The organism is Pseudonocardia alaniniphila (assembly GCF_022524485.1).
Lineage (GTDB): Bacteria > Actinomycetota > Actinomycetes > Mycobacteriales > Pseudonocardiaceae > Pseudonocardia > Pseudonocardia alaniniphila.
The window spans coordinates 269,395-295,650 of sequence record NZ_JAKXMK010000009.1; the positions used below are offsets into that span (position 1 = coordinate 269,395).

Below are 26,256 nucleotides of genomic sequence, written 5' to 3' on the forward strand. Positions count from 1 at the left end.
CGTTTTGTACCGCCGTGAATGCATGGTCACTCACGATTCACCTCGGTTCTCGTGGAGCGGGCCCGGGCGTGGACCGGTCGAGGTGGTCCTTCAACGCGTCGAGCGGGCCGTCCCAGTCGCGGGCCAGCGCGGCCAGGAACTGCTGTGCCACCTGCATCGGCGCGGAGCGCAGCCGGTAGCGCACCCGGCGTCGCTCGCCCGGTTCGGCCGTCACCAGGCCGACCTCGGTGAGCAGGGCCAGGTGTTTGGCGATCGCCTGTCGCGTGATCGGGAGGCGATCGGCCAGGTCCGTGGCCGTGGCCGGACCTCCCGACGCCAGAGCGGCCAGGATGGCGCGCCGGCTCGGGTCGGCCAGGGCGATGAAGACCTGCTCGGCGATCGCCTCGACGTCAGGCGGCATCGAGGTAGTCGACCAGTTCGCCCAGCTCGCTCGCCCAGCCCTTGGTGTTGCCGTCGAAGGCCGTGCGGAAGGTGTCTTCCGGCAGCTGGGCGAAGCCGGACTCGACCACGGTCAGCCGTGTGCCCGTACCGACCGGTTCGAGCGTGAACTCGACGTACGTGCGGCGCGGATCCTCATCGGGCAGGCCGAAGATGTGCCAGGTGAAGCCGAACACCGCTGGCTCCTCGACCCGTTCGACCCGCATGTCGGCGGCGTGACCGTCGGTCCATGTCATCCGGGCCGATCCACCCGGGCGCAGGTCGATCGTCGCCTCGTTGCCGAACCAGGTGCCCAGCCCCTCGGCCGTGGTGAGCGCGGCCCACACCGTGGCCGGCGGGTGCGCGACCTCCACGGTCCGCTCGATGCGATCGGGAAAACCCATGGCAACCTCCAGCGAGTAGCAACTGAACGGTTGCGACATTATAGCAACTCATGGGTTGCGTCAACGGGGCGCCGAAGGGCTGGTCAGGGCTCGGCCTGAGACCGGACGTCGGCACGGACGAACGGGCGGATGTCGGAGAACCGGCCCTCGCGGACCTTGTGCACCCACTCGGCGTCGGCGATCTGCCCGCGTCCGACGGACATGAGGTCGAACTCGCCTCCGGTGAAGCGGCGCAGCAGTTCGGCGAGCCCCGCCCGCCCGGTGGAGTTCGCCTCCTTCTGCGTGCGCAGGCTCTCCATGACGTCGAGGTCGTAGCCCACGCTGCCGACCCCGATCACCACGGCGTCGGTGAGCTTCTTCGTCCAGCCCGCGATGCCGAGCCCGGAGCCGGGCCATTCGGGGATCCAGAACCGGCGGGCCGAGGCGTGGAACATGTCCACGCCGGCGTCGCGCAGGATCGCGAGCATCAGCTCCAGCTCACCGGGCGTCTCGGCGATGCGCGCGCCGTAGTCGATCTCCTTCCACTGCGAGAACCGCAGGGAGATCGGGAAGTCGGGCCCGACGGCGTCACGGATCGCCGCGACGATCTCGGCGGGGAACCGCACGCGGTCGCGGATGTCCGGTCCGCCGTATCCATCGGTGCGCCGGTTGGTGCCTGCCCAGAGGAACTGGTCGAGCAGGTAGCCGTGGCAGGCGTGCACCTCGACCCCGGACGCGCCGACCTCCTTCGTGATGCGGGCGCCGCGCACGAACGCGTCCTTGATCTCCTTGAGCTCCCGGCCCGTCGCGGCGCGCCCCCTCGGCACGTCCGGGTGCTCCAGCCCGGACGGGCTGAGCGTCGGGTACGCGGACAGCGGTCCGTCCCCGCCCTCCGAGCGGCACGCACCCTCGTGGAAGAGCTGGACGAACATGTGCCCGCCCGCCGAGCGGACCCGCCGCACGCCGTCGGCCCAGGCGTCGCGGGTGGCCTCGGAGATCCACCCGTAATGCGGCACCTGCGTGGCCGTCGGGTGGTCGACGGCACACGCCTCGGTGATCACGAGCGCGCTGCCGCCGAGGACCCGGCGCCGGTAGTACTCGATGAGCTGGGGCATCGGCTCACCGTTCGCGCACCACTTGCGTTGCATCGCGGGCAGGACGAAGCGGTTGGCCAGCGTCATTCCGCGGACCGTGATCGGCGTGAACATGGGGGAGAAGTCGAGGTCCCCGTGATCGCCACCGAACGGGACGGCGCTGGTGTCGCAGCTCGCCGTGCTCACGGGCGCCCCGCCGCGACCTCGGCGATCCGGGCCCGGCCGGCGACCTCGTAGTTCTCGTCGGAGATGTAGACGTGCTGCATCGCGGCGGTCAGGTTGCGCAGGTGGCGCTGCATCGGGTTCTTCAGCGAGAGGGCGCGCCCGCCCCCGTACCGGAAGATCCGCGAGACCACATCCAGACACTCCTCGACGATGAGCGTGTGCTGGGCCCGCAGCCGCGAGACCAGCACGTCCGAGGCGTCCGCGCCGGTGCGCGCGATCTCCCAGCCCTGTGCCACGGCGTCGCGGTAGAGCAGCTGCATCGCGCGGACCCGGCTCTCCGCCACGCTGATGTCCTTCTGGAACGCGAGGCGATCGGCGAGAACCGACCCGCGGGGCCCGCGCGCGGTGGCCGCGGCCATCTCGTACATGTCGTCGACCGCGCGGCGGGCGATGCCGACCGCGACGGGGCTCAGCTCGTTGGCGAGGAAGAGCAGCTGCGGCTGCCGGAAGAGCAACCCGCCCCGCTTCGGTGCAGCTCCGAACCAGCGGCAGATGCGCGCCGCCGGGACGTGGACGTCGGTGAGCGAGAAGTCGTGGCTTCCCGTGCCCTGCAGGCCGGCGACGTGCCAGGTGTCGTGCACCGTGGCCTCGCTCTTGGGCACCACGGCGAGCACGAGCTCGTCGGTGCCGTCGATGCGGCAGCCACCGACCAGCCACGACGAGTGGAGGATGCCGCTGGAGAAGCTCCAGCGGCCGGACACGCGGAAGCCGTCGCCGTCCGCTATCGCCGACCCGCGCGGCGTGAACTGGCCCGCCATGATCGGCAGCGGGTCGTCGGTGAAGATCTCGGCGATCCCCTCGTCGGCCAGCCAGGCCGCGATGCAGCCGGTGGTGCCGTTCCCGATCATCGCCGCCCAGCCCGCCGAGGCATCGTAGTAGGCGATCTCCTCCAGGACGTCGCAGAACGAGATCGGGTCGAGTTCGCTCCCCCCGAGCTCGGTCGGGGTCTTGAGCCAGAACAGGCCGAGGTCGCGCATCATCGTGACGATGTCCTCGGGGAGCGTGCGCTCCTCCTCGGCGCGCAGGGCCGCTCCCTCGAAGGCCGGACGCTGCAGGCGGACGGCGGCCAGCAGCGCGGCGGTCCGGCCGTCCGCTTCCGTGGCGGGCACAAGTGTGTGGGTCATCGTCGAACTCCCGTGTCGGCGCCCGCCCGGGCCGACCGCGGTCACCGGTCGAGCCACAGCGTGGCGAAGTACATGTCGCGGAACAGGTAGCGGACGACGCCCTTCACGTCGTTGCGGGTGATCGTCGAGACGAAGCCGCGGCTGAGCCAGCAGAACACCAGGTCCTCGTTGACGATCTTCTCGACCTCGCGGTAGTCGGCCTGCCGCTGCGTCTCGTCGACGGTGCCGGCGGCCTGGTCGAGCAGGTCGTCGACCCTCGGGTTGTTGTACCTTCCGTAGTTCTGGTTGCCGGTGGAGCTCAGCAGCCGCACCGCGCCCGGGTACGGGTTGTCGAACGACCCGACCGTGGTCGACAGATCGAAGTCCCCGCTCTGCACCACCTGCGAGGCGTACTGCGCCAGGTCGTAGACCTCGACCTTCACGGCGATCCCGACGGCGGCCATCTGCGCCTGGATGAACGCGGCGAAGTCGAGCCAGGTGTTGACCGTCTTCAGGACGAAGTCGGGGTTGCCCCCGGACGCCCGGTACTCGTCGACGAGCTGTTTCGCACGCGCGGGGTCGTGCGTCGGCCACAGCGTCGACGCCGCGTCGTCGTGGTAGGGGCTGGCCGCGGTGAACAGGCTGTCGGCCGGGACGATCTGGTTGCCGTAGTGGACTGCGGAGAGCGCTTGGAGATCGATCGCGCGGACCACGGCCTCGCGCATGCGCCTGTCGTCGAACGGCGGGCGGTCGAAGTTGAAGTAGAGGAGCTCGCCGCCGTTCTGCTCGCCGTAGTAGACGGTCAGGTTCTCGTCCTGCACAGCGCGCACGAGCTCCTCGTTGAACGCGCCGTAGATGATGTCGACGTCGCCGTTCTGGATGGAGGCGTAGCGGCTCTCCGTGTCGGACAGCGGACGGAACTCGAGCTTGTCGAGATACGGCAGGCCCTTCTGCCAGTAGTTCGGGTTGCGCTCGAGCACGATGCGCGAGTCGCGGATCCACTCGACGAACATGAACGGTCCGGCACCGACGGGATGGGAGCCGATGTCCGCCCCGTACTTCTGCAACGCGGCGGGGGAGATGATCACACCGAGGGACCCGGTGCTGATGGGCTGGGCGAACATCAGCGGGAACACCCCGAAGGGTTCGGTGAGCGCGATCTCCAGGGTGAGCGGGTCGAGGACACGCATCGCCGCGATGCGGACGGCCAGGGCGTGCGCGGGCGAGGTGACCTTGTCGATGTGGCGCTGGATGTTGATGCGCACGGCCTCGGCGTCGAGCGGGGTACCGTCGGTGAACATCACGCCCTCGCGCAGCCCGAGCCGCCACGTGAGACCGCCGTCCGGGGTGTCCATGGACGTGGCCATGTACGGCTCGGCGACACCCTGCGGGTTGACCTTCAGCAGGGTGTCGTAGACGGCGAAGGCGGCGGAGTTGGTGTTCTGGACCGTCGTGTCGAAGCTGACCGCCTCGCGGTCCATGCCGATGCGGGCGGTGCCGCCCCTCTTCGGGGTGCCCTCGGTGGCCGGGTCACCGCCGTAGGGGTTGATGGACGTGATGGTGGGGCGGGTGGCCTCGTCCGCCTGCGGCGCGCCGCAGGCGGTGAGCACGAGTGCGGCCACGGCCAGCAGGGCACCACACCACCGCAGAGCCGATGGCCACCGCAACATCGCAACTCCTCGTCGAGGTCGGGCGCACAGCCGTCCGGTCGTCGGACATCCGTCCGTCGCATCGGAACGCACAATGTGAGACAGGTCAGCGTCGAAGCGTCTCCGACGGAGACTCCCCGAATCGGCGTCGGTAGGCGGCGGCGAAGCGGCCCGCGTGAGTGAATCCATTGCGCAGTGCGACACCGGTGACGGTCGTCCGCCCGTTCGGTGCCGCATCGAGCAGTTCGTCATGCGTGCGCTCCAGCCGGTGGCGTCGGACGTACGCCATCGGTGAGGCTCCGAGCTGCTGCTGGAACGCCGTGTACAGCGAGCGTTCGCTCACTCCCGCGACATCGGCCAGGTCGGCCACCGTGAGCGGCGTCTCCCACGCGGAGTGGACCAGTTCGAGAACCCGTTCGACCACCCGCGACGACGGCAGCGGCGACGGGCGGAGCATCGCGTCCGTGTAGTTGTGCTGCTGCCCGAACAGCAGCGACGACAGGATGCTGTGTTCGAGCTCAGCGGCCACGATCGGCGGCGGCACGTCGGGTGCGTACCTCGCGAGCACCCGGCGGGCGGTTGCGACGGCGCCGGCGATGCCCCGCCCGTCTCCGTCGAGGTCCACGGACGACTCGAAGCGCAACGGCTCGTCCAGCGGGCGCTGCAGAACCCGCTCGAGGTATCGCTCCACTCGCGCCTTCGGCACCGCGACCATCAGGGCGCGGACACCGGCGGGCCTGCTCATCCGCACGCCGTGCTCGTAGGTGAGGATCGCGGCGCGGGAGCCGCCTACCCGGGTGCTGCGCCCGTCGCCGTGGGTGAAGACCGACTCGCCGCCGGAGTGGAAGCTGATCGTCACCCAGGGGATCGGCGGAACACAGACGATCTCGATCGGCGGGCCGTAGCTCGTGGCCATCAGGCTGAAGCCGTCCAGGGCCGAATACGCCACGCGGGCGCGAAAGGGTGCCTGCCCGGCGAGCACGGTCATCTGGTGATCGCACCGGAGAAGTTCCTCGGTGCGAATTTCAACCTCGCCCGGGTTGGAGGAGCAGAAACCCTGGGCAGTGCCGATCTGATAGTCGGTTTCGTCGGGGAATTGCGCCGTTGTCATCATCGACTCCGGAACTGGTCCGCTATGGAACCGCCTGGCGGACGATTGTCCGCTTATTCCCAGCATGGCTGGCGGGTGGGGGGAAGTCAAGGGGCCGTCAGGCGCGCTCGCTGCAAGAACTGGCTACAACTCGCGCGGGAATGGGATCGCCGACGACCACGCGGCCTCCATAGCCTGCGAAGTGCCGGGAACCGACGACCAGCACGGCGGGAGCTTCCGCCGTGGCGGCGTGGGCACACAGTTCATCCCCACCAGGAGGATGCATGTCCAGAGCCCTCCAGCCCGCCGCGGTCGCGGCCCAACGCGTGACGATGGGCAGCGGCTCGATCAGTCTCTTCCGAGCAGGCGAGGGCCGGCCGACTCTGTTCCTGCACGCTGCGGGCGGAGCAGGGGAGTGGGCGCCCTTCCACCAACACCTCAGCGAGCGCGCGGACGTCATCGCTCCGGATCATCCCGGGTTCGGTGCGTCGGATGATCTCGCCGAGCTCACGACGGTCGACGACCTCGTCTACCACTACCTCGACCTGCTCGATCTCCTCGGCCTCGACCAGGTCGACCTGGTCGGTGCGTCCTTCGGCGGGTGGCTCGCGGCAGAGCTCGCCGTGCATTCGCCCGAGCGTGTCCGTCGACTGGTGCTCCTGGGGCCAGTTGGTCTGCGCGTTCCGCAAGCGCCGGTCGCCGATCTGTTCATCATGACGCCAGAACAACTCGTGCCGGCGCTCTTCCATGATCCGGTACTCGTCGCCGGCGCCCTTGCGGCCGAGCCGACGGTCGAGCAGGTCATGCAGAGCTACCGCGACCTCGGCGCGCTCGCCCGGTTCGGCTGGAGGCCGTTTCTCAACAATCCGAAGCTGGAACGCCGTCTGAAGCGCGTGAGCGCACCGACCCGGATCATCGCCGCCGCGGAGGACAGGATCGTTCCGCGCCTGCACTGCGAGCGCTACGCGGCTGCGATCCCGGACGCCGAGCTGGTGGTGATCCCCGACTGTGGGCACGCGCTCCACGGTGAACGGCCGGCAGAGATCGCCGCGGCCGTGACCACCTTCATTGCCGACTGATATCCAATTTCAAGGATTGTGACATGAAATTCAACTTCTTCCACCTCATGCCCTATCCCTACCTACCGGACGACTTCGACGATGTCGAGAAGTACCCGTCGCCGTCACTGACGTTCTCCAACGGGCACTTCGATCCGGCAAAGGGTGTGGAGCTCTACCACCGTTACCTCGACGAGTTGGAGTACGCCGACCAACTCGGCTATGACGGCGTCGTGGTGAACGAGCACCACCAGTCCGCCTACGGCATGATGCCCTCCCCGAACATCATGGCAGCAGCCCTTTCGCGCAGAACGAGCCGATCGAGGATCTTGGTGCTCGGCAACGCACTCCCGATCCGGGGAAACCCCCTTCGGGTGGCCGAGGAGATCGCGATGCTCGACCACCTCACCAACGGCCGGCTGGTGTCCGGGTTCGTTCGCGGCATCGGGTGGGAGCACTTCGCGCACAGCGTCAGCCCGGCCGAGTCCCGGTCGCGGTTCAACGAGGCACACGACCTGATCAAGAAGGCGTGGACCACGGAGGGCCCCTTCGAGTGGATCGGCGAGCACTACGAGTACCGCTATGTGAACGTGTGGCCGCGGCCCCTGCAGTCCCCGCACCCGCCGATCGCGGTTCCGGGTGCGGGGAGCCCGGAGACGATGCGCTGGGTCGCCGAGAACCGGTACATGTACGTCTCCGTCTACGCCCCGACAAGCGTGGTCAAGACGTGGTTCGACGGCTACCGCAAGGCTGCCGCCGATCTCGGCTACGAGCCCGACCCCGAGAACATCGCCTTGGCCATCCCGGTGTTCGTGGGCGAGAACGATGCCTCCGCTCACCGGGAGGCGAAGCAGCACGTCGAATGGCTGTTCAAGCGCGGGCTCCGGCAGAGCAGCCCGCTGGTCTTCCCGCCCGGGTACATGTCCCCGCAGGCCCTTCGTGGCCTGCTGAGGTCGCGCACGGGCTCCTACGGCGACACGAGCTTCGAGGAACTCGTGGAGCAGGGGCTCGTCATCGTGGGCGGACCCGAGTCCGTCCGCAACCGCATCGAGGAGTTCCGCGAGGAACTCGGATTCGGCCAGATGATGGTCCTGCTGGCCATCGGAGACATGTCCCCCGAGCTCACCCGGCGCAACACCGAGATCTTCGCCGGCGAGGTGATTCCCCACTTCCGCAAGGCGGCGGCGCAGCCGGAGGCTCCGACCCTCGCGCAGACACCGGCTCCCTGACGATCGGTGCGGTCCCGGTGACGATCGACGGGAACCGGCGTAGGGCGATCGAGCGGATCGGCTGATCACCCGCGGCGCCGGCCTCCGGCGGCAAGATCGGCGCGAGATGTGCGCGGACGCCCCGGGGAGGGCGTGTAGCCGGATCTCGCGGCGATCTTCACCACCCGCCCCGGGTGAGATCGCCGGCGGTCCGGCGGCCCCGACGGCCCATCCGCTGAGCCGTGTCGACCACTGCTGCGCCTCGTCACACGGAGCCACGGATCTTGACCAGGCTTGCGGTGGCCCCGGCGTCCGGTCGTCCCGGCTGATGATCCCATCCAGTTGATCATCTCGCTGACGAGATTGTTAACAATCTGGTTGCCACTCCGGGCGCCGAGAGTTATGGTGCTGATCACACATTCGGGTGGCCTGGGCGGCGCACGAATGGGTCTCGCGGCGAGAGGGGTCGACCGCGAGGGTCCCGGGTGCGTATTGCCTCGTAGGCATGGGGCGGGACCGAAAACACGACGATGTCGGGGTGACTGATTCGTGATGCCGGGGGATGAGCAACGACCGGGACCGGTGCGTTGCTGCTGTATCGATATTTCCCCCGACGGCTGCGACGAGCTCCATCGAGACCGGGTCGCAACCTCGTTGCTGCGGTTCGATCGAGCAGCCTGAGAAGCCGGAAAGAGGAGGACAATGCTGTCGACCGAGGACAATGAGCTGTTGACCAGGGTGGGGCCCGGAACCCCGATGGGCGATCTGCTGCGCCGCTACTGGACGCCGGCGCTCCTCGTCAGCGAGGCGCCCACACCCGACGGTGACCCGGTACGGGTCCGGCTGCTGGGCGAGAACCTCGTGGCGTTCCGCGACACCAACGGCCGGGTCGGCCTGGTGGGGGAGAACTGCCCGCACCGTGGCGCGTCGCTCTACTTCGGACGCAATGAGGAGTGCGGGCTGCGCTGCCCGTACCACGGGTGGAAGTTCGATGCCGACGGCGCGTGTGTCGACATGCCCAGCGAGCCGCCGAACAGCGTGTTCAAGGACAAGGTGACGCTCAAGTCCTATCCGACGCACGAGTCGGGCGGAATCGTGTGGACCTACATGGGCCCACCGGACAAGATCACTCCGTTCCGGGATTTCGGCACCGAGAGCCTCGCTCCGGAGCACGTCGCGGCCTCGAAGATGCACACCACGTGCAACTGGGTGCAGGCGATGGAGGGCAACATCGACACCTCGCACGTCTCCTGGCTGCACCAGTTCAACGGCGTCGACCAGATCCCCGACGACGGCAGCGACAAGCCCGGTTACCCGTCCAATGCGATGTCCTGGAAGTTCTGGCGCCATGACCGGGCGCCGCGCCTCGAGGTCGAGGACACCTGGTACGGCTTCAAGTACGCTGGCATCCGCACCACCCCCAACGGGTTCACCCACGTCCGGATGACGGCGTTCTGCTACCCCTACCACACCGCTGTCGCGACCGTTCCGTTCGGCGTTCGGCTGGGCATGTTCGTGCCGATCGACGACGAGAACTGCTGGCGCTACAGCTTCACCACCCGCGTGATCGACAACTCCCGCGGCGTGGGCGGGGCGAACCTGTTCGCAGTGGCCCCGTTCAAGCTGGCCCGCGCGGAGGTCAGCGGCAACGGCATCGTGCCGCGTGAGTACACCGCCGAGAACGACTACGGCATCGACCGCGACGAGCAGCGCAACCTCACGTACTCCGGCGTCGCCGAGTTCGCCAGCCAGGACCTCATGGTCACCGAGTCGATGGGCGCGATCTACGACCGCACCCAGGAGCGCCTGGGCACCTCCGACAAGGCGATCATCCGGATGCGCCGGCTGCTGATCGCCGCTGCGAAGGGACTGCAGGAGGGCGGCGAGGCGCCGGCCACCTCCGGCGACCACGACTACCGCGAGGTCCGTTCGGCGGAGAAGATTCTCGAGCCGGGCGAGGACTGGCGGATTCTCGGCTCCAACGACGACCCTCTGGTGAAGGAGATGGACACCGACTGGGCGGCCGACCGCCATCCTGTCGCGGGCTCCTGATCGCATTCGTCACGTCGGGACCAGTGCGGGTCCCGGCAGCAATCTGCAATGCACGGACGCCCCGCGTCCACCGATGATCACTCGGCCGGGCCCGGCCTGCGCGCACCCGTTCCCCGGGCTGTGGGCAGGTCCGGGCCGCGGTCCCGGGCGGCCGTCGCCGTGTCTGCTCGCGTCCGAATTCTCGGAACGGACGGCACGGCGACCGGTCGCTCGAACTCAATGGGGAGTTGAGTACGATGCGGTTGCAGAATTTCACCTCGAGAATCGTCGCCGTTCTCGCGACGGTCATGTTCGGCGCACTGATGGTTTCTTGCGGCACGGCGGAAAGTGGGCCGCCGACCACGGGTTCCTCGGTCCGGACGGTCAACCCGTACGGTGGTGATCCGGCCACGGAGGGCACCCCGAAGAGGGGCGGCACACTACTTCTGGGAATGGACCGGGAGATCGTCAGCTTCGATCCGACCGTCCAGAACGCGAACCAGGCGGCGTCCGCCATCTACGACTATCTCTTGAAGCTCGGCCCGGAAGGCACGATCGAGCCCTACCTCGCCAAGTCGATGGAGTCGCCCGACAACGGGCTCACCTGGACGATGACGCTCACCCCCGGCGTCACCTTCTCCGACGGCACCCCGTTCGACGCGAACGCGGTGATCATCAACACGCAGCGCCACATCGACAAGGTGTCCTCGCCCGGCCATCAGCTCACCGAGCGGATCAAGGCCATGCGGGCCGTCGACGCCACGACGGTGGAGTTCGACCTCACCGAGCCGACGGGCGATTTCGCCAGCGGGTTCGCGCAGCCGTTCGGTACCGGCAGCCTCGCCTTCGTGGTCTCGCCCGCAGCGCTCGAGAAGTACGGGGACCAGATCGGCAACAACCCGGTGGGGGCGGGCCCCTTCACGTTCGTCAGCTGGGTGCGTGACAGCAGGCTGGTGATGGCGCGCAACCCGAACTACTGGCAACAGGGCATGCCGTATCTCGACGGGATGGAGTTCCGCCCGCTGCCGGACACCGAGTCGCGGTGGGCGTCGATCGTCAACGGTGACGTCGACCTGATCTTCGGCGGCTACATCACCGAGCTCTCGCGCGGAATGGCCGACCCGAATCTCACGACCTACTACGGCTCGGCCAACGGGGCCGAGTGGGTGTACTTCAACTTCGCCCGAGCTCCGTTCGACGACCGCCGGATGCGCGAGGCGATCGTTCGGGCGATCAACGTCAACGCGCTGAGCGTGAGCCAGTACGACAACCAGTTGCAGCCGGCGAAGAGCGTGTTCGGCGAGAGCAGCGAGTACCACAGCCAAGCTGCCTCGGACGCGTGGCCCGCGTTCGACCTGGAGAAGGCGAAGGCGCTCGTCGAGGAGTACCGCGCGTCGGGCGGCAACCCCAATTTCACGTTCAAGACGTCGAACGCTCCCAACCGGGTCGCGTTCGGCGAGTTCATCCAGGCCCAGATGGCGGCGATCGGCATCACCGTCGATCTGAAGTTCTACGACCTGGCCCAGTTCTCCTCGGCGGTCGTCCAGAGCAACGACTTCCAGCTGACCAGCTGGGTGGGCGGGCCCTGGGAGTCGCCGTATCCGTCGACGATGCGGCTGTTCAGTTCCGACGGCCCCGGCAACTACGGCCGGTACTCCAACCCTGAGATGGACAAGCTGCTGAACCAGGCGCTGAGCACCAGCGACAAGGCAGAGCGAACGCGGCTCTACCAACAGATCGAACTGCTGGCCAACCAGGATCTGATCGTGGGCTGGTACAGCCGCGGATACCTGTCGACGATCGCGAAACCGGACGTCAAGGGGGTCGTCCGATACGTCTCGCGCGACATGTTCTACGCGACGACGTGGCTGGATCGCTGAGCGAACCGGCCTGAACTGCAGAATCTCGCCCCCACCGGCGCCGGCCACGACACCGTTCGAGGCCGGCGCCGGCGAGGAACGATCCGCCGCGAGAAATACCGGTGAGGGCGGGCGTCGATCCGGAGGAGCACTCAGTGATTCGAATTCCACGGCGGTACCGGCGCGCGCTGGTCGCGTTCATGACGGCCATCGGCCTGGCCGCGCTGACGGCCTCCTGCGGTGCGATGCAGGCCCAGGGCAACGCTTCCGGTGTCCGGACACTCAGAGCGGTGAGCCCCTACGGTGGCGACCGCGCGGCCGAGGGCGACCCGCAGCGCGGCGGGACGCTGCGGGTCGGGATGGACCGTGATGCGGTCAGTTTCGACCCCGTGGTCCAGAACGCCAACCAGGCCGCGTCCGTGGTCTACGACTCGTTGCTGAGGCTGACACCGGACGGCAGGACCGAGCCCTTCGTCGCGAAGTCCATGGAGAGCCCCGACAACGGCCTCACCTGGCGGATGGGACTGCGTCCCGGCGTGAAGTTCCAGGACGGCACCGATCTCGATGCCGACGCCGTGGTGCTCAACGTGCAGCGGCACATCGACACCGTGGCGTCGCCCGCGCACCGGTTCGCCGAGCGGATCAGTTCGATGCGGGTGATCGATCCGCTGACCGTCGAATTCGTCCTCGGAGCGCCGATGGGCGAGTTCCCGACCGTATTCGCGCTGAGCTACTCGGCCGGAACGCTCGGGATGATCGTGTCTCCCGCCGCCCTGCAGAAGTACGGCGACGCGATCGGCACCCATCCGGTCGGCGTCGGTCCGTTCACGCTCGTCGACTGGGTCAGGGACTCCCGCATCACGTTCACCCGCAACGAGAACTACTGGCAGGACGGGCTGCCGTATCTCGACGGCATCGAGTTCCGGCCGCTCCCCGACACGGAGACCAGGTTCGCGTCGATGAAGAACGGCGATGTCGACTTCATCTACGGCGGCTACTACCAGGAGCTGAGCCGCGCACTCGCGGATCCGGACCTCAAGGTGTACTACGGGCCGGGTTCCGGTGGGGAGCGCCTCCAGTTCAACCACGTCAGGGCGCCGTTCGACGATCGCCGGATGCGCGAGGCCATCATCCGGGCCATCGATCTGAGGGCGCTCTCGGCCAGCCAGTACGGCAATCAGATGATCCCTGCGGACAGTCTTTTCGATACCGGCAGCCAGTACCACACGCAGGCGGCCTCGGATGCCTGGCCGGCGTACGACCTGGAGAAGGCCAAGCAGCTCGTCGAGGCCTACCGGGCCGACGGGGGGAATCCCGACTTCACGTTCAAGACCTCCAACAGCCGCACCTCGTTCGCCGAGTTCGTCCAGGCGCAGATGGCGGCGATAGGCGTGAAGGTGGACATCCAGCTCTACGATCTTGCGCAGTTCTCCTCGGCCGTCATGCAGAGCGGCAACTTCCAGCTCACGACGTACCTCGGCTCGATCGACACGCCCTACCCGGCGGTCGCCAACCTGCTGCGCAGCGGCGGTAGCGGCAACTACGGCAAGTACTCGAACCCCGAGGTGGACCAGCTGCTCGACGACGCGATGCTCACGACCGACGAGGCGCAGCGCACGAAGGACTACCAGCAGGTGGAGCTGTTGTCCGCCCGCGACCTCGCCGTCGGGTGGTACAGCCGGAACTATTCGTCCAACATCACCCGAGCCGCGGTCAACGGCGTCTACCGCTACATGACGGCGGGCACCTGGTTCGAGGCCGTATGGATCAAGCGGTAGACCGACCATTGTTCGCATTCCGCTCGCTTCTTGTGCGCCATCGAGGTGGTATCGAGAGTGCTACCTTGGGCAGATGGACACCGGAGGTCGATCGTTGACTCCCGTCCGATCGGCTCGGGTCAACCACAGAAATCGCGCATTCCTCGCATTCGGCCCGGCCTGCCAGCGACAGTAAACGACTCGACACAATCGGGGATGGCGCAGTGACAAAAGCTGACAGCCGAGCGGCGTTGGACGGTGCCGCCATCCGTGCGAAAGCCGGCGAGATCGGGCCATTGCTGCGGGAGTCCGCGTCCGAGGTGGAAGCCGCTCGCCGCCTGACTGCACCGGTCGTCGACGCACTTCGGTCCACCGGGGTGTTCCGGATGACGATGCCTGAGGCGTGGGGTGGGCCCGAGCTGGACATCTGCACCCAGATCGAGATCATCGAGACGCTGTCGCGAGCGGATGCGTCGGTCGGCTGGTGCGCGATGATCGGCTCCGACAGCGGCTACTACAGCGGCTTCCTCGACGATGCCACCGCCCGGTCGCTCTACCCCGAGCTGGATGCCGTCACGGCAGGCTGGGTCGTTCCGGCAGGCACTCTCGAGGTGTGCGACGGCGGCTACCGGCTGTCGGGCCGATGGTCGTTCGGCAGCGGCTCGACGCATGCCGACGTCATCCTGGGCGGTGCTCGCGTCACCGAGAAGGGGTCACCTCGAACCTCGGCCGACGGCGTGCCGGAACAGCGGATCGCGATGCTGCCGGCTGCGCAATGGCAGGTGCTGGACACCTGGAATCCGGGTGGCCTGGCCGGAAGCGGCAGCCACGACTACACGATCACCGACGCGTTCGTGCCCGTCGAGAACACCTGGGTATACGGCCAGAACCATCGGTCCGGCACCCTCTACGCCTGGCGCGGGATGTTCGTGGTCAACATCGTGGGCGTGCCGTTGGGTGTCGCCCTCGAAGCCTGCGACGTGGCCACCGGCATCCTCGCGGGCAAGGTGTCGATGCCCGAGATGATCCCGGCCAGGGACGAACCCCGCGTCCGTGCCGGGATTGCCCGGGCCCGAGCCATGGTCGGCGCGGCTCGCAGCTACGCGTACGACACCGCCGCCACCTTGTGGGCCACGCTCGAAGCAGGCGACGAACCGTCCTTCGAGCTGCGAGCTCAGCTCGCCGGCTGCTTCGTGCACACGGTGACGACATGCCGTTCTGCGGTGCAGCTGCTGGTGGACACGGTCGGCACCGCGGCGATTCAGAAGAGCTGCCCGTTGGAACGCCAGCTGCGCGATCTGAACACCCTGGTCCAGCACATTCTGGGTCAGACGCGAGTGTGGGAATGGGCGGGCGGGCTGTACTTCGGTGCGGAGCCACCCCTCCCCGCACTGTGAGAACCGCCGAGCGGTCGCCGATATCGGCTACTCGCTGAGCCACACGTCGGCCAGCCGCTTGCCCTGGTAGATCGGGCTCGGCCACAGGTCCTGCACCCGCGGGTTCCTGATTGCGTAGTCGAACTTCTGGATCGGGTAGAGCGCCTGCACGATCTGGGTCTCCATTCGTTCCTGGAGCTGTCGGTAGAGGTCGTCGCGCTTGGCGGGATCGAGCTCGGTGCGGGTGTGGGCGACCAACTCGTCGAGCGCCGGGTCGGCCACGAGCGCATAGTTCTCGATGGAGTCCGGCGCGAAGTCGCGCCACACCTGGTCGGGCAGGTGCACCCCGCGCAGGGCCTTCGTCATGGCGAAGTCGTGGGAGCGACGGCGCTCGATCCCGGTGCCGGGGTCGACGATCTGGATCTCGGCGCGGATGCCGACGTCGTCGAGGTCGGCCTGCATCCACTGCGCCTCACGGACGTCCTCGTCGTCGACCCGCTGCACCATGAGCGTGGTGTCGAACCCGTTCGGCAGCCCGGCCTCGGCGAGCAGCCTGCGGGCGCGTTCCGGGTCGAACGGGCGCAGCTTTCGGACCTCGTCCGGCGTCAGAGCACCGCTGCTCGTGTCGGGGCGGAGCAGGGAGGTCAGGTTGTAGTGCCCCCTGATGCTCTCTCCCATCCCGTCCCAGTCGATCGCGGTCACCACGGCCTGCCGCACCCGGATGTCGTCGAACGGCTCGACGGTCGGGTTGAGGTAGAAGCTGATGGGCGCGCCTGCTTGCTCGGTGATCACGAAGTCGCGCGCCCGCAGTTCGTCGGCCACGTTCACGTCGCTGGTCGTGCCGATGTCGAGCCGTCCGCTGCGCAGAGCCGCGGTGACGGCGGCCGTGTCGGTGAGGATCGGCCTGCGGATCTCGTCGAGGTAGGGCCTTCCGGGGATGTAGTAGTCGGGGTTGCGCCGCAGGACCCATTCGACGTCCGGAGTGTGCGAGTCGAGGATGAACGGGCCGGTGCCGATCGCCTGCGTGGCCAGGTCGAACCGCCCGTCGAGGCCTTCCCGCGGAAGGATCATGTTGAAGTGATAGGCCAGGTACTCGAGCAGCGGCGCGTAGGGCTGGTCGAGGGTGAACACCACTGTGTGGGCGTCCGGGGCGCTGATGTCGGTGACCGGGGCGATCATCCACTGGTGTACCTGGGTGGCCTGCTTGAGCGCCTGGAAGGTCGCCACCACGTCGTCGGAGGTGAACGGGCGCCCGTTCACCGGCGGGATGTTCTGCCAGCGCACGTCGTCGCGGAGGCGGAAGGTGTAGGTCAGCCCGTCCGGAGATATCTCCCAGGACTCGGCCAGGTCGGGCACGATCTTCAGGCCCTCCGCGTCCGGCCCGGACTCGAACTCGACGAGCTTGCTGTACACGGTGCCCGAGATGATCCCCATCACCGTCGGGTCGCTTCCCTCCAGCGGGTTGAGGCCGTCGGTGATCTCGGCTGGCAGCTGCATCACCAGCGTGCCGCCCGGTCGGGGATCCCCGGCCGGCCGTGCTGTGCCGCCGCCCGAGCCGCCACCGCACCCGGCCAGCAGGAGCACCGCGGCCAGCGCTGCAGCAATGAGGTTGCTGCGCCTCACGTCTGCTCCCGGTCCAGCTCGCCTGTCACGTCGAGCGGGATCAGCGGAGCCGGCCCGGCGAGGTCGGCGGCGGGACCGGGGAAGTAGGCGAAGTTCTTCGCCCGCGCGCCGCCGTCGACCACGAGGTCGCAGCCGGTGATGAGCCGCGCGTAGTCCGAGGACAGCCACGCCACACAGTGGCCGATATCCGTGGGAGTGCCGGTGCTGCCCATCGGAGCCATCGGCGGCCGCTCGCCCGTCCACCGTGCGGGCCTGCGCCACTCCTCGTCGCCCGTTGCGCCGCCGATGCCGGTCCGGGGCCGGTCGAGGACCCCGCCTGCGCCGCGCTCGGCGATCAGAGTGGGGTTGTCCGGGGTCGGAGCGGTGGGCGTGTAGCTGTTCACGCGGATCCCGTACGGCGCGAGGTCCATCGCCGCGGCCCGGACGAAGTTGTTCACCCCGCCCTTGTGGAAGGCGTAGGCGATCACCCCGGCCGACCCGGACCAGCCGTTCGACGAGGAGATCGCGACGATCGAGCCGCGGATGCCGCGCTCGGCCATGTGCCGCCCGACGTACTTGGTGTTGAGGAAGTTGCCCATCGCCGCCACCTGCACGGCGCGGGAGAAGAACTCCGCGCTCTCGTCGAGCACGCCCTTGCCGCCGAGCAGAGCGGCGTTGTTGACCAGGATGTCGATCTGTCCGAGCTCGTCGATCACCCGCTGCACGTAACCGATCACCTGTTGCTCGTCGGTGACGTCGCCCGGCACCGCGATCGCCCGGCCGCCGTTGCGCTCGATCCGGTCCACACAGGCCTTCGCCGCGGCGGGATCGATGTCGTTGCAGGCCACCGTCGCGCCGTAGCGGGCGAGGGCCAATGCGATTCCGCTGCCGATGTTGGGGCCTGCCCCGGTGACGAGGGCGACCTTGCCCTCCAGCGAGATCTCCACGTGTGCTCCCGTCTCGTGCGGTGTCGGACGTCGGTCAGGAGGAAGGCCCTCGCTCGCCCTCGTCGCGGTCGGCCGCAGCGGCGAGTGAGGGGGCGAGCCGGGCGGGCGGGCGGCGCACGCCCCACCAGCGGGCGGCCGCGCGGGGCACCGGCCGGGCGAGTCGCGGGTCGAGGTGGTCGCGCAGCGCGTCGCCGAGCAGGTTGAAGCTGAACACACCGAGCGAGAGCAACACGGCCGGAACCACGATGATCCACGGCGCGCGTTCGACGTACCGGACGCCTTCGGACAGCATTCCGCCCCACGACGGCGTCGGAGGCGGTGCGCCGATCCCGAGGAAGCTCAGCGCCGACTCCGCGATGATCACTCCGGCGAAGATCAGGCTCGCGAGGGTGAGGACCTGGGCGAACATGTTCGGCAGCACATGCCGGCCGAGGATCCGCAGGGTTCCCGCCCCGGTCGCCCGGGCCGACTCGATGTAGCGCTCCTGCCGCACGCGCAACGTCTCGCCGCGCGCGATCCGGTTGAACGACGGAGTGATCACCACGGTGAGCGCGATGATCGTGTTGCGCACCGACGGCCCCAGCACGACAGCGATGAACAGCAGCAGCACGATGCCGGGTACGGCCTGTACGGCGTCCATGATCCGCTGGAGCACCACGTCGACCGCTCGGCCGAAGTAGCCGGAGACGACGCCGAGCACGGTGCCGATCACGAGACTGATCCCGGTGGTGGTCACCCCGACCAGCAGCGACGTGCGCGCCCCGTGGATCGCCCGGCTCAGGACGTCGCGGCCCAGGTCGTCGGTGCCGAGCAGATACGCCGACGACGGGGGTTCCAGCATGTCGCGGCGGAACTGTTCCAGCGGGTCGTGCGGGGCGATCCACGGCGCCAGCAGCGCCACCAGCACGAACACCGTGATGAGTGCGAGCGCGATGGCGCCGAGCGGCTGGGCCCTGGCGAATTCGCGCAGCCCCGCGAGCCTCATGAGAGCGCCCTTCCGGTCCGGATCCGTGGGTCGACGAGCGCGTAGAGGAGGTCGATCACGATGATGGTCACGACGAAGAGAGCCGCGTAGAAGATCGTGCAGGCGACGACGACCGGGTAGTCGCGGTCGAGTACCGCGGTGTAGACCAACTGCCCTGTGCCGGGGATCGCGAACATCTGCTCGATGATCACCGTGCCGCCGAGGATGGTCGCGAGCTCGAGGCCGAGCAGGGTGAGCACGGCGATCGTGGAGTTGCGCAGCGCGTGCTTGAGCACGATGGTCCGCTCGCGGACGCCTTTGGCGCGCACGGTGCGGATGTAGTCCGAGCCGAGCGACTCGAGCATCGACGAGCGTGTCATGCGCGCCATTGCAGCCATCCCGCCCGTACCGAGGGCGAACACCGGGATGGCGATCTGCTGCAGCCAGCCGCCGAGATCCTCCCCCGGACCGGCGTAGACGATGGGCGGCGACCAGGCGAACCAGATCGCGAGTGCGGTGAGCAGTAGCAGCGCCACGACGAAGTTGGGCACCGACAGGAACGCGACGGCGAAGATCCGCACCGCGCTGTCGGTCGTCGACCCGCGGGTGACGGCGGCGACGACGCCCAGCGCGATCCCGATCAGTGCGCCCACCAGCATCGCGAGGAGCCCCAGGCCGACGGTCACCGGAACCCTGGCCATGAACAGGTCGATCACGGGCTCGCCGCCGTAGAACGACGTGCCCAGGTCCCCGCGCACAGCGCCCGCGAGCCACTGACCGAGCTGCACCCAGACCGACTGGTCGAGTCCGAACTCCGCCTGCAGCGCCGCCACCTCCTCGGCGCTCGCCCCTGTCTCCTGCAGCTGCAGGCTCACGGCGTCGCCGGGCACGAGCCGCATGATCACGAATGTGAAGACGGTGACCAGCAGCATCACCACAGCGCCGTAGCCGAGCCGGCGGAGCGTGTACCCGATCACGCGAGCGTCACCTCCCGCGGCGCGTCCGCGAGATGGCAGGCCGCGACCCGGCCGGGTCCGAGCTGACGGGCCGGGGGCACCTCGGTTCTGCAGCGTTCGATCGCGAGCGGGCAGCGGGGGTGGAACCGGCATCCGGGCGGTGGGTTGCTCGGGCTCGCCGGTTCGCCGTCCGCCGCACCTCGTTCCGCCGCCCGCGCCACGAGCGGGTCCGGGTCGGGGATCGCGTCCACCAGCATCCGCGTGTAAGGGTGGCGTGGGTCGTCGAAGACCGCGTCGCCGTCACCGCGTTCGACGATCTGGCCGAGGTACATGACGCACAGCTCGTCGGCCATGTACCGCACGACGTTCAGGTCGTGGGCGATGAACAGGTAGGACAACCCCAGCTCGCGCTGCAACCCCTTGAGCAGGTTCAGCACCTGAGCCTGTACCGAGACGTCGAGTGCGGAGACGGCCTCGTCGCAGACGATGAGGTCGGGGTCGGTGGCGAGCGCCCTCGCGATTCCGATCCGCTGCGCCTGGCCGCCGGAGAACTGGTGTGGATGCTTCCCGAGATCGCGGGCGTCCAGGCCGACGCGTTCCAGCAGTTCGACCACGCGGTCGCGCCGCGCGGCACCCGTCGCGAGCCGGTGCACCTCCAGGGGTTCGCCCACTGCTTGCAGCACGGTCATCCGCGGGTTGAGCGATCCGAACGGGTCCTGGAACACGATCTGCATCCGCCTGCGCAACGCGCGCAGGTCGCGCCGGGAGGCCCGCAGCAGGTCCGTGCCGTCGAAGGTGATCTGCCCCGCTGTGGGGTCGAGCAGCCGCAGCAACAGCCGGGCCACGGTCGACTTCCCCGACCCCGACTCCCCGACCAGGCCGAGCGTCCGCCCGCGGGCAATCGTGAAGGAGACGTCCTGCACCGCCTGCACGACACTGCGGCGGCCGGGCAACGCGCCGCGGACACGGAAATGCTTGACCAGACCCTCGGCCCGCAGCAGCGGCGCCGCATCGTCGGTGAGGGCGTCAGCGGGCACCGGACACCTCCACCGCGACGGGGGCTGCGGGCTCCTCGTGCAGCCAGCAGCGGCTGGTGCGGCCCGGTCCGAGGTCGACCAGCACGGGTTCCGCCGTGCTGCACCGGGGCAGGGCCGTGGGGCAACGGGGGTGGAAGCGGCAGCCGGTCGGTATCTCCAGCGGATGCGGCACCGCGCCGGCGATGGCCGGCATCGGTTGGTCCCGTGGCACGGCACGGGTGGGGATCGAGTCGAGCAACGCCCGTGTGTACGGGTTGCGGGGCGTGCGCAGGATCTCCTCGACCGGACCCTGCTCCACGACCTTGCCCGCGTACATGACGACGACGCGGTCGGCCATCTCCGCGACCACACCCATGTCGTGGGTGATGAACAGCAGCGCCGTGCCGCGGTCGCGCTGCAGATCGCGCATCAACCGCAGCACCTGAGCCTCCACGGTGACGTCGAGCGCGGTGGTGGGTTCGTCAGCGATGAGCAGGGCGGGGGAGCAGGCCAGCGCGATGGCGATGACCACCCGTTGCTGCTGGCCGCCCGACAGCTCGTGCGGGTAGCTGCGCACCCTCCGATGCGCGTCGGGGATGCCGACGTCACGCAGCAGTTCGACGGCCCGGCGCCGGGCCTGAGCGCGCGGCAGCGACCGGTGGGCGCGGAGCGCCTCCGCGATCTGGTCGCCGACGGTGAAGAGCGGATCGAGCGAGCTCATCGGGTTCTGGAACACCATCGCGATCTCGGCACCGCGCAGCGCGCGCATCCGGTCAGGCGTGGCGTCGATGAGCTCCTCGCCGCGCCAGGTGACCGAGCCGCCGGCCACCCGGCCCGGGCCGAGCAGCCCCAGCACGGCGAGCGAGGCCACGCTCTTGCCGGAGCCCGACTCACCGACGATCGCGACGGTCTCGCCCGCGCACACGTCGAAGGTGACCCCGGCGACCGCCTCGATCGACCCGGCCGGGTGGTCGAACCGCACGCACAGGTCGTGCACTTCCAGCAGCGGAGATGACATCATCGTCGGGCTCCTCGGGACGTGGTGGGTCGGGCGTCGATCAGAAGGGCGCTACCGGCCGGCGCCCCCCGCGGAGCTTGCGGCTGCGCCCCGCGCTCGGGGCACCGAGGGCACGGGAGACTCCGCGGGCCGCGGCCACCACCGCCGGCACGAGGCGGCGTGCGTCGGCGCTGCTCCCGGCGAGCACGACGGTGAGGGATGCGGTGACGGTGTCGGTCTCGTCCCTGACCGGCGCGGCGACGGACACGGCCGACAGCGACATGTGGCCTTCGGAGATCGCGTGCCCGCACCGGCGGATGCGGTCCAGCTCCGCGCGCAGCGCCGCCGGATCGACCAGCGTCCGCGAGGTGTAGCGGCGCAGCGGACCTGCGAACACCTGCTCCTGCAGCTCCGGCTCCGCGTGCGCGAGCAGCACCAGACCGGCGCTGGACGCGTGCAGCGAGCGGCGCCTGCCGAGGAAGGACAGCACCGGTATCGCCCGCGGCGCGGAGAGCCGCTCGACGAACACCATCTCGTCCCCGTCGCGCACGGCGAGCAGGACGTTCTCCCGCGTCGCCAGGAAGAGATCCTCGAGGAACGGGAACGCGGTCTCACGCATGCCGAGCGCCCGCGGGGCGAGCGCGGCGGTCTCCCACAGACGCAGGCCCACGTGGTAGCGGCCCGTCGTCGTGCGTTCCAGCACGCCCGCCGCCGTCAGCTCGCCGATCATGCGGTGGGTGGTGGTGAGCGGCAGCCCGGAACGTTTGCTCAGCTCGGTGAGGGTCAGCTCGTCGTGCTGCGGGTCGAACGACTCCAGCAGGAGCAGCAGCCTCCGCAACGGCGAGTCGCGCAGCGCGTCCCGCGGTGCGTCCTTCGCGTCACGGCCCGGGCCGGCGCCTCCCGGGCCGCGGCCTGTCACGGTCGCGCTCCGGGCTCGTCGCCGGGGTAGACCAGCGCGATCGCCTCCTCCGGCACGCCGAGCGCGCCGTGCAGGATGCTGCGCATGATCGGCTTGGGCACCAGGCAGTCGGCGCACGCCTCGGGCCCCGCGGTGATCCGCACCTGCACGCCCGCGCCGTCGCGGTGCATCTCCATGCCGTAGTCGTCGGCGGCGAGGGTGGCGCGTAGTCCGGCGAGGGCGGTGTCGTCGTTCGTCACGAGGTCGGTCCTCCCGTGCGGACCCGGTCGATCGGATGTGCCGTGCGTGACCAGCCCCCGAACCCGAAGGGCCGCACGACCATCGACATCGCGGCGTTGCGTGCCCCGGCCACGACGACGAGCAGCTGCTCGGGCGCGGCGAGCATGTGCAGTCCGTGCGCGTCGATGCCCGGGCCCTCCATGCCGCCGAGGCCCTTGCCCGCACGCTCCAGGTCCGCGTGGCTGCGCACCGCGTGCTCGTACATCCACTGCTGCACGTCGGCTTTGGTGTAGCCGGCGCCGGCGAGCAGCTGGGCGTGCTCCACCCCGAGGACGAGACCCGCCGAGGAGTGCCGCCCGATCGCCGCGCCGGTGCGCGAGACCGTGTCGCACAGGTCCCACAGCACCTCCTCGGCGACCGTGGTGTGCCGGTTGTCCACGAACTCGCAGGTGCGCAGGAGCAGCGCCGTCACCGCGTCCGTGCCCGCCGGGAGCCCCAGCTCCACCGCGAGCGGCTCCCAGGGACTTTCCTCCTCGTTCTCCCCGATGCACAGCGACCACCGCCCGGGCACGCCCTGTGTGGCCTGCTCCAGCTCCTGCGGGCGCACCCCCAAGACGTTGCGCACGATGAGGCCGATCGCCCTGGCGATCGTGGCGTTGGCCCGGAACCCGGGACCGAGCACACCACCGGCGCAGTTGATCCCGAGCTCGCCCCGGACCGGGCCGTTGACGATGATCAGCGGTGCCGGCCCGCTCGTGCTCTGCCACGCGCCTCCGGTGACGACCCGCTCGCCCATCAGCGCGTCCCACGCCGCGAGGACGACGGGGAAGTGCGCCGGCAGGCAGCCGGCCATGGCGGCGTTGACCGCCGCCTGCTCCACCGTGCACGCGCGGTCGAGGTTCGGCATCGCGGCGACGATGTCGGTGCGGGCCCGGGGCGTGGCGGCCAGGAACTCCTCCACCATCTCCGCCGTCACGGGTACGACCGGCAGCCCGTCGGTCCAGCCCTGCTCGTAGGCGTGCTCGACGACGCGGCGGGCGTAGTCCAGCCGTTCGGTGTCCTGCTCGAGCGCCGAGTCGAGAGTCACGCCGCCGCCGCGCCGTCCGACGTCAGCGTCCCGACGATCTCCGGCAGGGCGAGCCGTGCCCGCTCGCGGATCCCGTCGGCGTCGAGCGGGGCCACCGGGTGCGCGGTGGTGATGTAGTCGTAGCCCGGGCTGCCCTGCAGCCGGGCCATCGCGTCGGCGCTCACGGTGAACGCGTCGCTGCAGATCACGACGGCCGGCACCCCGGCGGCTTCGAGCGCCAGCCCGTCGGCGACGGCGGAGGCGCTGCACGAGCCACAGTCACCGACCCCGACGACGACCACGTCGCACGCCGCGACGAGCTCGGCCAGCGTGTCGGCGGGCACCGGGTCGGTGATGCTGAGCTTGCGGCGGCGCACCACGTCCGCCGCGCCGTGCTCGGTGGCGAGCAGGTCGGCGACCGCGTCCAGGAACTGCTCGGCGTTGCGCTTGGTGTTGGCCAGTAGCCCCACGGTGCGTCCGTGCAAGTCGGCGGGACGGGGCGCGAGCGCGGTGGCGCCGCCGGACAGGGTCGCACCTGCCGTGGGGTCGATGAGGGCTTCGAACAACGTGGGTCCCTCCCGTCGCCGCGGCGCACATGGGGGCTGCCGCACGGTGTGAGTGGTGGGTGCCGGATCCGCGATCAGCGTCCGGCTTCCGAGCGCCGGCGGCGGGGCCCTGCACCGTCGGTCCGGATCGACGGTAAATGCGGGCCGCACGCCTCTGCTATGAGACTTCCGTGCCGTGGAAGCGCGGGGCCGGCTTCGTATATGGCGTCCGACCTGCGGAGAAGCGGTGTGCCGAACACACGCGACGCGCGTCGCGCCGTCTGGTCCATCCGTCGCGGAGCCAGGACGCGCTTTCATCGCGCAATGCCCGCCGACCGGAGGACGCATCACGGATGGCCACATTGTTTCGATGGCCAGTACCGTTTCTTCCCCAGAACGCCCGCCGAAGCGATTGGTGGTCACCGTGGTCGGCATCGTGCTCCTCGTCCTGCTCGCCGCCGCGCTGATCGTCGGACTGATAGCCGGCGGGGGAGACGCTGCGGACCGTTTCGATATCTGGACGGCGCGGACCGCCCTCGGACTGGCGCTCCTCGGTGAGGTGGGGGTGGCCGTACTCGTGACGAGCCTCGGTCCGGACGACCTCCCGGTGCTGCTGGCGTTCGCGGCGGTACCGCTGGTGCTCACCGCCGTGCCGTTCGCACTGCGCGCGCCGACGCTCGGGTCGCGGCTGGTCACGGCGGTGTGCGCCCTGCTTCTCGCTGTGTATGTCGGGATCACGGGGCTGTCGATCGGGCTGTTCTTCGCACCGGCCGCCCTCGCACTCGTCCAGCTCGCTGCCCTGCGGGCACGGCGGCAGCCTGACCGGACTGCCGCCTGAGGCGAAGTGGACCTTTCAGCCCTCCGGATTCGATGTTCGGCCGCGAGGGTCGGCCGCCTGGAGTGCGGGAACGAGAGGTGCGAGTGCCTCCCGGAGGATGTCCGCGAGCGATCCCAGGGGAACGACGAGGAGCTGCGCGCTGCCTTGTTCCTGCATCTCCCGCGACGGGCGCAGCCAGCGCTCGGCTGCCACCCGGGCGGCAGCCGACACCGCCGCCCCGAGCACTGCCGGCGCCAGGTCGTCGCCGCCGTTGGTCCGCGCAGCGATCGCCGATGTGAGTGGCTGCTCGATCCCGGCGACCAGGGCGAGGAACTCCGCACGCACCCGCGGTGCGGACGTGATCAGAGCGAGCATGTCCTCGCCGGGTTCACCGTCGGCGACGTACTGCTCGACCACGGCCTCGACGACGGCTTTGGCCAGGGGTTCGCCGGCAGGCCGGGCCCGCAGGGCCGCACCGATCCGCAGGGCCCGCTCCGCCTCGATCGCGGCGACGATCGCCTGCTCCCTGCTCGCGAAGTAGTTGTTGTAGGTGCGCGGTGACACGCCCGCGGCCTCGGCGATGTCCTCGACCCGCACGTTCTCCGGGCCGCGCTCCAGCGCGAGGCGCAACGCCGCCGCGCTGAGCGCCTCGCGGGTGGCGACCTTCTTGCGCTCGCGCAGCCCGCCGCTCTCCTTCGGGTTCATGCCGGGAGCATAGCCCGGTTGTGCGTGCACGCAATTTTGCGTGCACGCAAGATTGTGTACCCTCCTGCTGGCACTCCCGAGACGCGAGTGCCAGTCGGGTGAGAGGCGCCGGTGGGACCGAGGTCCAGCCGTCGCGGGCTCCGGTGCCGCTCACCACCATCCTGAGAGGACAGTCGCCATGGCGAAGATGATCGCTTTCGACGAGGAGGCGCGCCGCGGGCTCGAGCGCGGCATGAACACCCTCGCCGACGCT

General features: G+C 69.4%; 24 protein-coding genes. 7 read left to right on the forward strand and 17 right to left on the reverse strand.

What is annotated here, in order from left to right; all coding sequences use genetic code 11:
- Positions 1-37: 37 nt before the first annotated feature.
- The 6 genes from MMF94_RS12340 to MMF94_RS12365 all read right to left on the reverse strand — a co-directional run bounded on the left by MMF94_RS12340 (position 38) and on the right by MMF94_RS12365 (position 5,859).
- Entirely contained in the window at positions 38-400 is a 363-nt protein-coding gene (locus tag MMF94_RS12340) for an ArsR/SmtB family transcription factor (protein ID WP_241036503.1), read from the reverse strand.
- Positions 390-821: an SRPBCC domain-containing protein gene (locus MMF94_RS12345; protein WP_241036504.1), complete on the reverse strand. Its 432-nt coding sequence runs from the start codon at positions 819-821 to the stop codon at positions 390-392. Before MMF94_RS12345 ends, MMF94_RS12340 begins: the two co-directional genes overlap by 11 nt.
- An 83-nt stretch (positions 822-904) precedes the next feature.
- A complete protein-coding gene (locus MMF94_RS12350) occupies positions 905-2,080 on the reverse strand; it encodes an oxidoreductase (RefSeq protein WP_241036505.1) in 1,176 nt (391 codons plus the stop codon).
- Positions 2,077-3,243, reverse strand: a complete 1,167-nt coding sequence (locus tag MMF94_RS12355; RefSeq protein ID WP_241036506.1) for an acyl-CoA dehydrogenase family protein — start codon at positions 3,241-3,243, stop codon at positions 2,077-2,079. Before MMF94_RS12355 ends, MMF94_RS12350 begins: the two co-directional genes overlap by 4 nt.
- 41 nt (positions 3,244-3,284) lie before the next feature.
- Positions 3,285-4,892 (reverse strand): ABC transporter substrate-binding protein, encoded by a 1,608-nt coding sequence (locus tag MMF94_RS12360; protein ID WP_241036507.1) that lies wholly within the window; start codon positions 4,890-4,892, stop codon positions 3,285-3,287.
- An 85-nt stretch (positions 4,893-4,977) separates the two neighbouring features.
- Positions 4,978-5,859, reverse strand: a complete 882-nt coding sequence (locus MMF94_RS12365) for an AraC family transcriptional regulator (protein ID WP_241036508.1) — start codon at positions 5,857-5,859, stop codon at positions 4,978-4,980.
- Positions 5,860-6,245: 386 nt separating this feature from the next.
- On the opposite strand from MMF94_RS12365, the gene MMF94_RS12370 reads away from it, so the two are divergent.
- The 6 genes from MMF94_RS12370 to MMF94_RS12395 all read left to right on the forward strand — a co-directional run bounded on the left by MMF94_RS12370 (position 6,246) and on the right by MMF94_RS12395 (position 15,271).
- The gene (locus MMF94_RS12370) at positions 6,246-7,040 is read left to right on the forward strand and encodes an alpha/beta fold hydrolase (RefSeq protein WP_241036509.1); all 795 of its coding nucleotides are present in this window, start codon (positions 6,246-6,248) and stop codon (positions 7,038-7,040) included.
- 23 nt (positions 7,041-7,063) lie between these two features.
- Positions 7,064-8,248 (forward strand): LLM class flavin-dependent oxidoreductase, encoded by a 1,185-nt coding sequence (locus MMF94_RS12375; RefSeq protein WP_241036510.1) that lies wholly within the window; start codon positions 7,064-7,066, stop codon positions 8,246-8,248.
- Between the two features lie 681 nt (positions 8,249-8,929).
- A complete protein-coding gene (locus MMF94_RS12380; protein WP_241036511.1) occupies positions 8,930-10,279 on the forward strand; it encodes a Rieske 2Fe-2S domain-containing protein in 1,350 nt (449 codons plus the stop codon).
- A 236-nt stretch (positions 10,280-10,515) separates the two neighbouring features.
- Positions 10,516-12,138, forward strand: coding sequence for an ABC transporter substrate-binding protein (locus MMF94_RS12385; protein ID WP_241036512.1), 1,623 nt, complete (start codon positions 10,516-10,518; stop codon positions 12,136-12,138).
- A gap of 134 nt (positions 12,139-12,272) precedes the next feature.
- Entirely contained in the window at positions 12,273-13,895 is a 1,623-nt protein-coding gene (locus MMF94_RS12390; RefSeq protein ID WP_241036513.1) for an ABC transporter substrate-binding protein, read from the forward strand.
- A 203-nt stretch (positions 13,896-14,098) separates the two neighbouring features.
- Complete coding sequence (locus MMF94_RS12395) at positions 14,099-15,271, forward strand: acyl-CoA dehydrogenase family protein (RefSeq protein ID WP_241036514.1); 1,173 nt, start codon at positions 14,099-14,101, stop codon at positions 15,269-15,271.
- 27 nt (positions 15,272-15,298) lie between these two features.
- Here MMF94_RS12395 and MMF94_RS12400 read toward each other — a convergent pair whose 3' ends face one another.
- The 10 genes from MMF94_RS12400 to MMF94_RS12445 are packed head-to-tail and all read right to left on the reverse strand — an operon-like array spanning position 15,299 to position 24,502.
- Positions 15,299-16,873, reverse strand: a complete 1,575-nt coding sequence (locus MMF94_RS12400) for an ABC transporter substrate-binding protein (RefSeq protein ID WP_241036515.1) — start codon at positions 16,871-16,873, stop codon at positions 15,299-15,301.
- Positions 16,870-17,799 carry an SDR family NAD(P)-dependent oxidoreductase gene (locus MMF94_RS12405; RefSeq protein ID WP_241036516.1) on the reverse strand — a complete coding sequence of 310 codons (930 nt, stop codon included), beginning with the start codon at positions 17,797-17,799 and terminating at the stop codon, positions 16,870-16,872. The genes MMF94_RS12400 and MMF94_RS12405 overlap by 4 nt, the downstream gene beginning before the upstream one ends.
- A gap of 34 nt (positions 17,800-17,833) precedes the next feature.
- A complete protein-coding gene (locus MMF94_RS12410; protein WP_241036517.1) occupies positions 17,834-18,784 on the reverse strand; it encodes an ABC transporter permease in 951 nt (316 codons plus the stop codon).
- The gene (locus MMF94_RS12415; protein ID WP_241036518.1) at positions 18,781-19,740 is read right to left on the reverse strand and encodes an ABC transporter permease; all 960 of its coding nucleotides are present in this window, start codon (positions 19,738-19,740) and stop codon (positions 18,781-18,783) included. The genes MMF94_RS12410 and MMF94_RS12415 overlap by 4 nt, the downstream gene beginning before the upstream one ends.
- Positions 19,737-20,756 (reverse strand): ABC transporter ATP-binding protein, encoded by a 1,020-nt coding sequence (locus tag MMF94_RS12420; RefSeq protein WP_241036519.1) that lies wholly within the window; start codon positions 20,754-20,756, stop codon positions 19,737-19,739. Before MMF94_RS12420 ends, MMF94_RS12415 begins: the two co-directional genes overlap by 4 nt.
- Entirely contained in the window at positions 20,746-21,756 is a 1,011-nt protein-coding gene (locus MMF94_RS12425; protein ID WP_241036520.1) for an ABC transporter ATP-binding protein, read from the reverse strand. The genes MMF94_RS12420 and MMF94_RS12425 overlap by 11 nt, the downstream gene beginning before the upstream one ends.
- A gap of 37 nt (positions 21,757-21,793) precedes the next feature.
- Positions 21,794-22,651 (reverse strand): IclR family transcriptional regulator, encoded by an 858-nt coding sequence (locus tag MMF94_RS12430; RefSeq protein ID WP_338104197.1) that lies wholly within the window; start codon positions 22,649-22,651, stop codon positions 21,794-21,796.
- On the reverse strand, positions 22,648-22,890 hold the full coding sequence (locus MMF94_RS12435) for a hypothetical protein (RefSeq protein WP_241036521.1): 243 nt from the start codon (positions 22,888-22,890) through the stop codon (positions 22,648-22,650). The genes MMF94_RS12430 and MMF94_RS12435 overlap by 4 nt, the downstream gene beginning before the upstream one ends.
- Entirely contained in the window at positions 22,887-23,957 is a 1,071-nt protein-coding gene (locus MMF94_RS12440) for a hypothetical protein (protein ID WP_241036522.1), read from the reverse strand. The genes MMF94_RS12435 and MMF94_RS12440 overlap by 4 nt, the downstream gene beginning before the upstream one ends.
- The gene (locus MMF94_RS12445; protein ID WP_241036523.1) at positions 23,954-24,502 is read right to left on the reverse strand and encodes a UGSC family (seleno)protein; all 549 of its coding nucleotides are present in this window, start codon (positions 24,500-24,502) and stop codon (positions 23,954-23,956) included. Before MMF94_RS12445 ends, MMF94_RS12440 begins: the two co-directional genes overlap by 4 nt.
- A 349-nt stretch (positions 24,503-24,851) precedes the next feature.
- On the opposite strand from MMF94_RS12445, the gene MMF94_RS12450 reads away from it, so the two are divergent.
- Entirely contained in the window at positions 24,852-25,319 is a 468-nt protein-coding gene (locus MMF94_RS12450) for a hypothetical protein (protein ID WP_241036524.1), read from the forward strand.
- A gap of 15 nt (positions 25,320-25,334) precedes the next feature.
- Here the strand turns inward: MMF94_RS12450 and MMF94_RS12455 are convergent, their stop codons facing one another.
- Positions 25,335-26,003, reverse strand: a complete 669-nt coding sequence (locus MMF94_RS12455) for a TetR/AcrR family transcriptional regulator (protein ID WP_241036525.1) — start codon at positions 26,001-26,003, stop codon at positions 25,335-25,337.
- Positions 26,004-26,256: the final 253 nt, after the last annotated feature.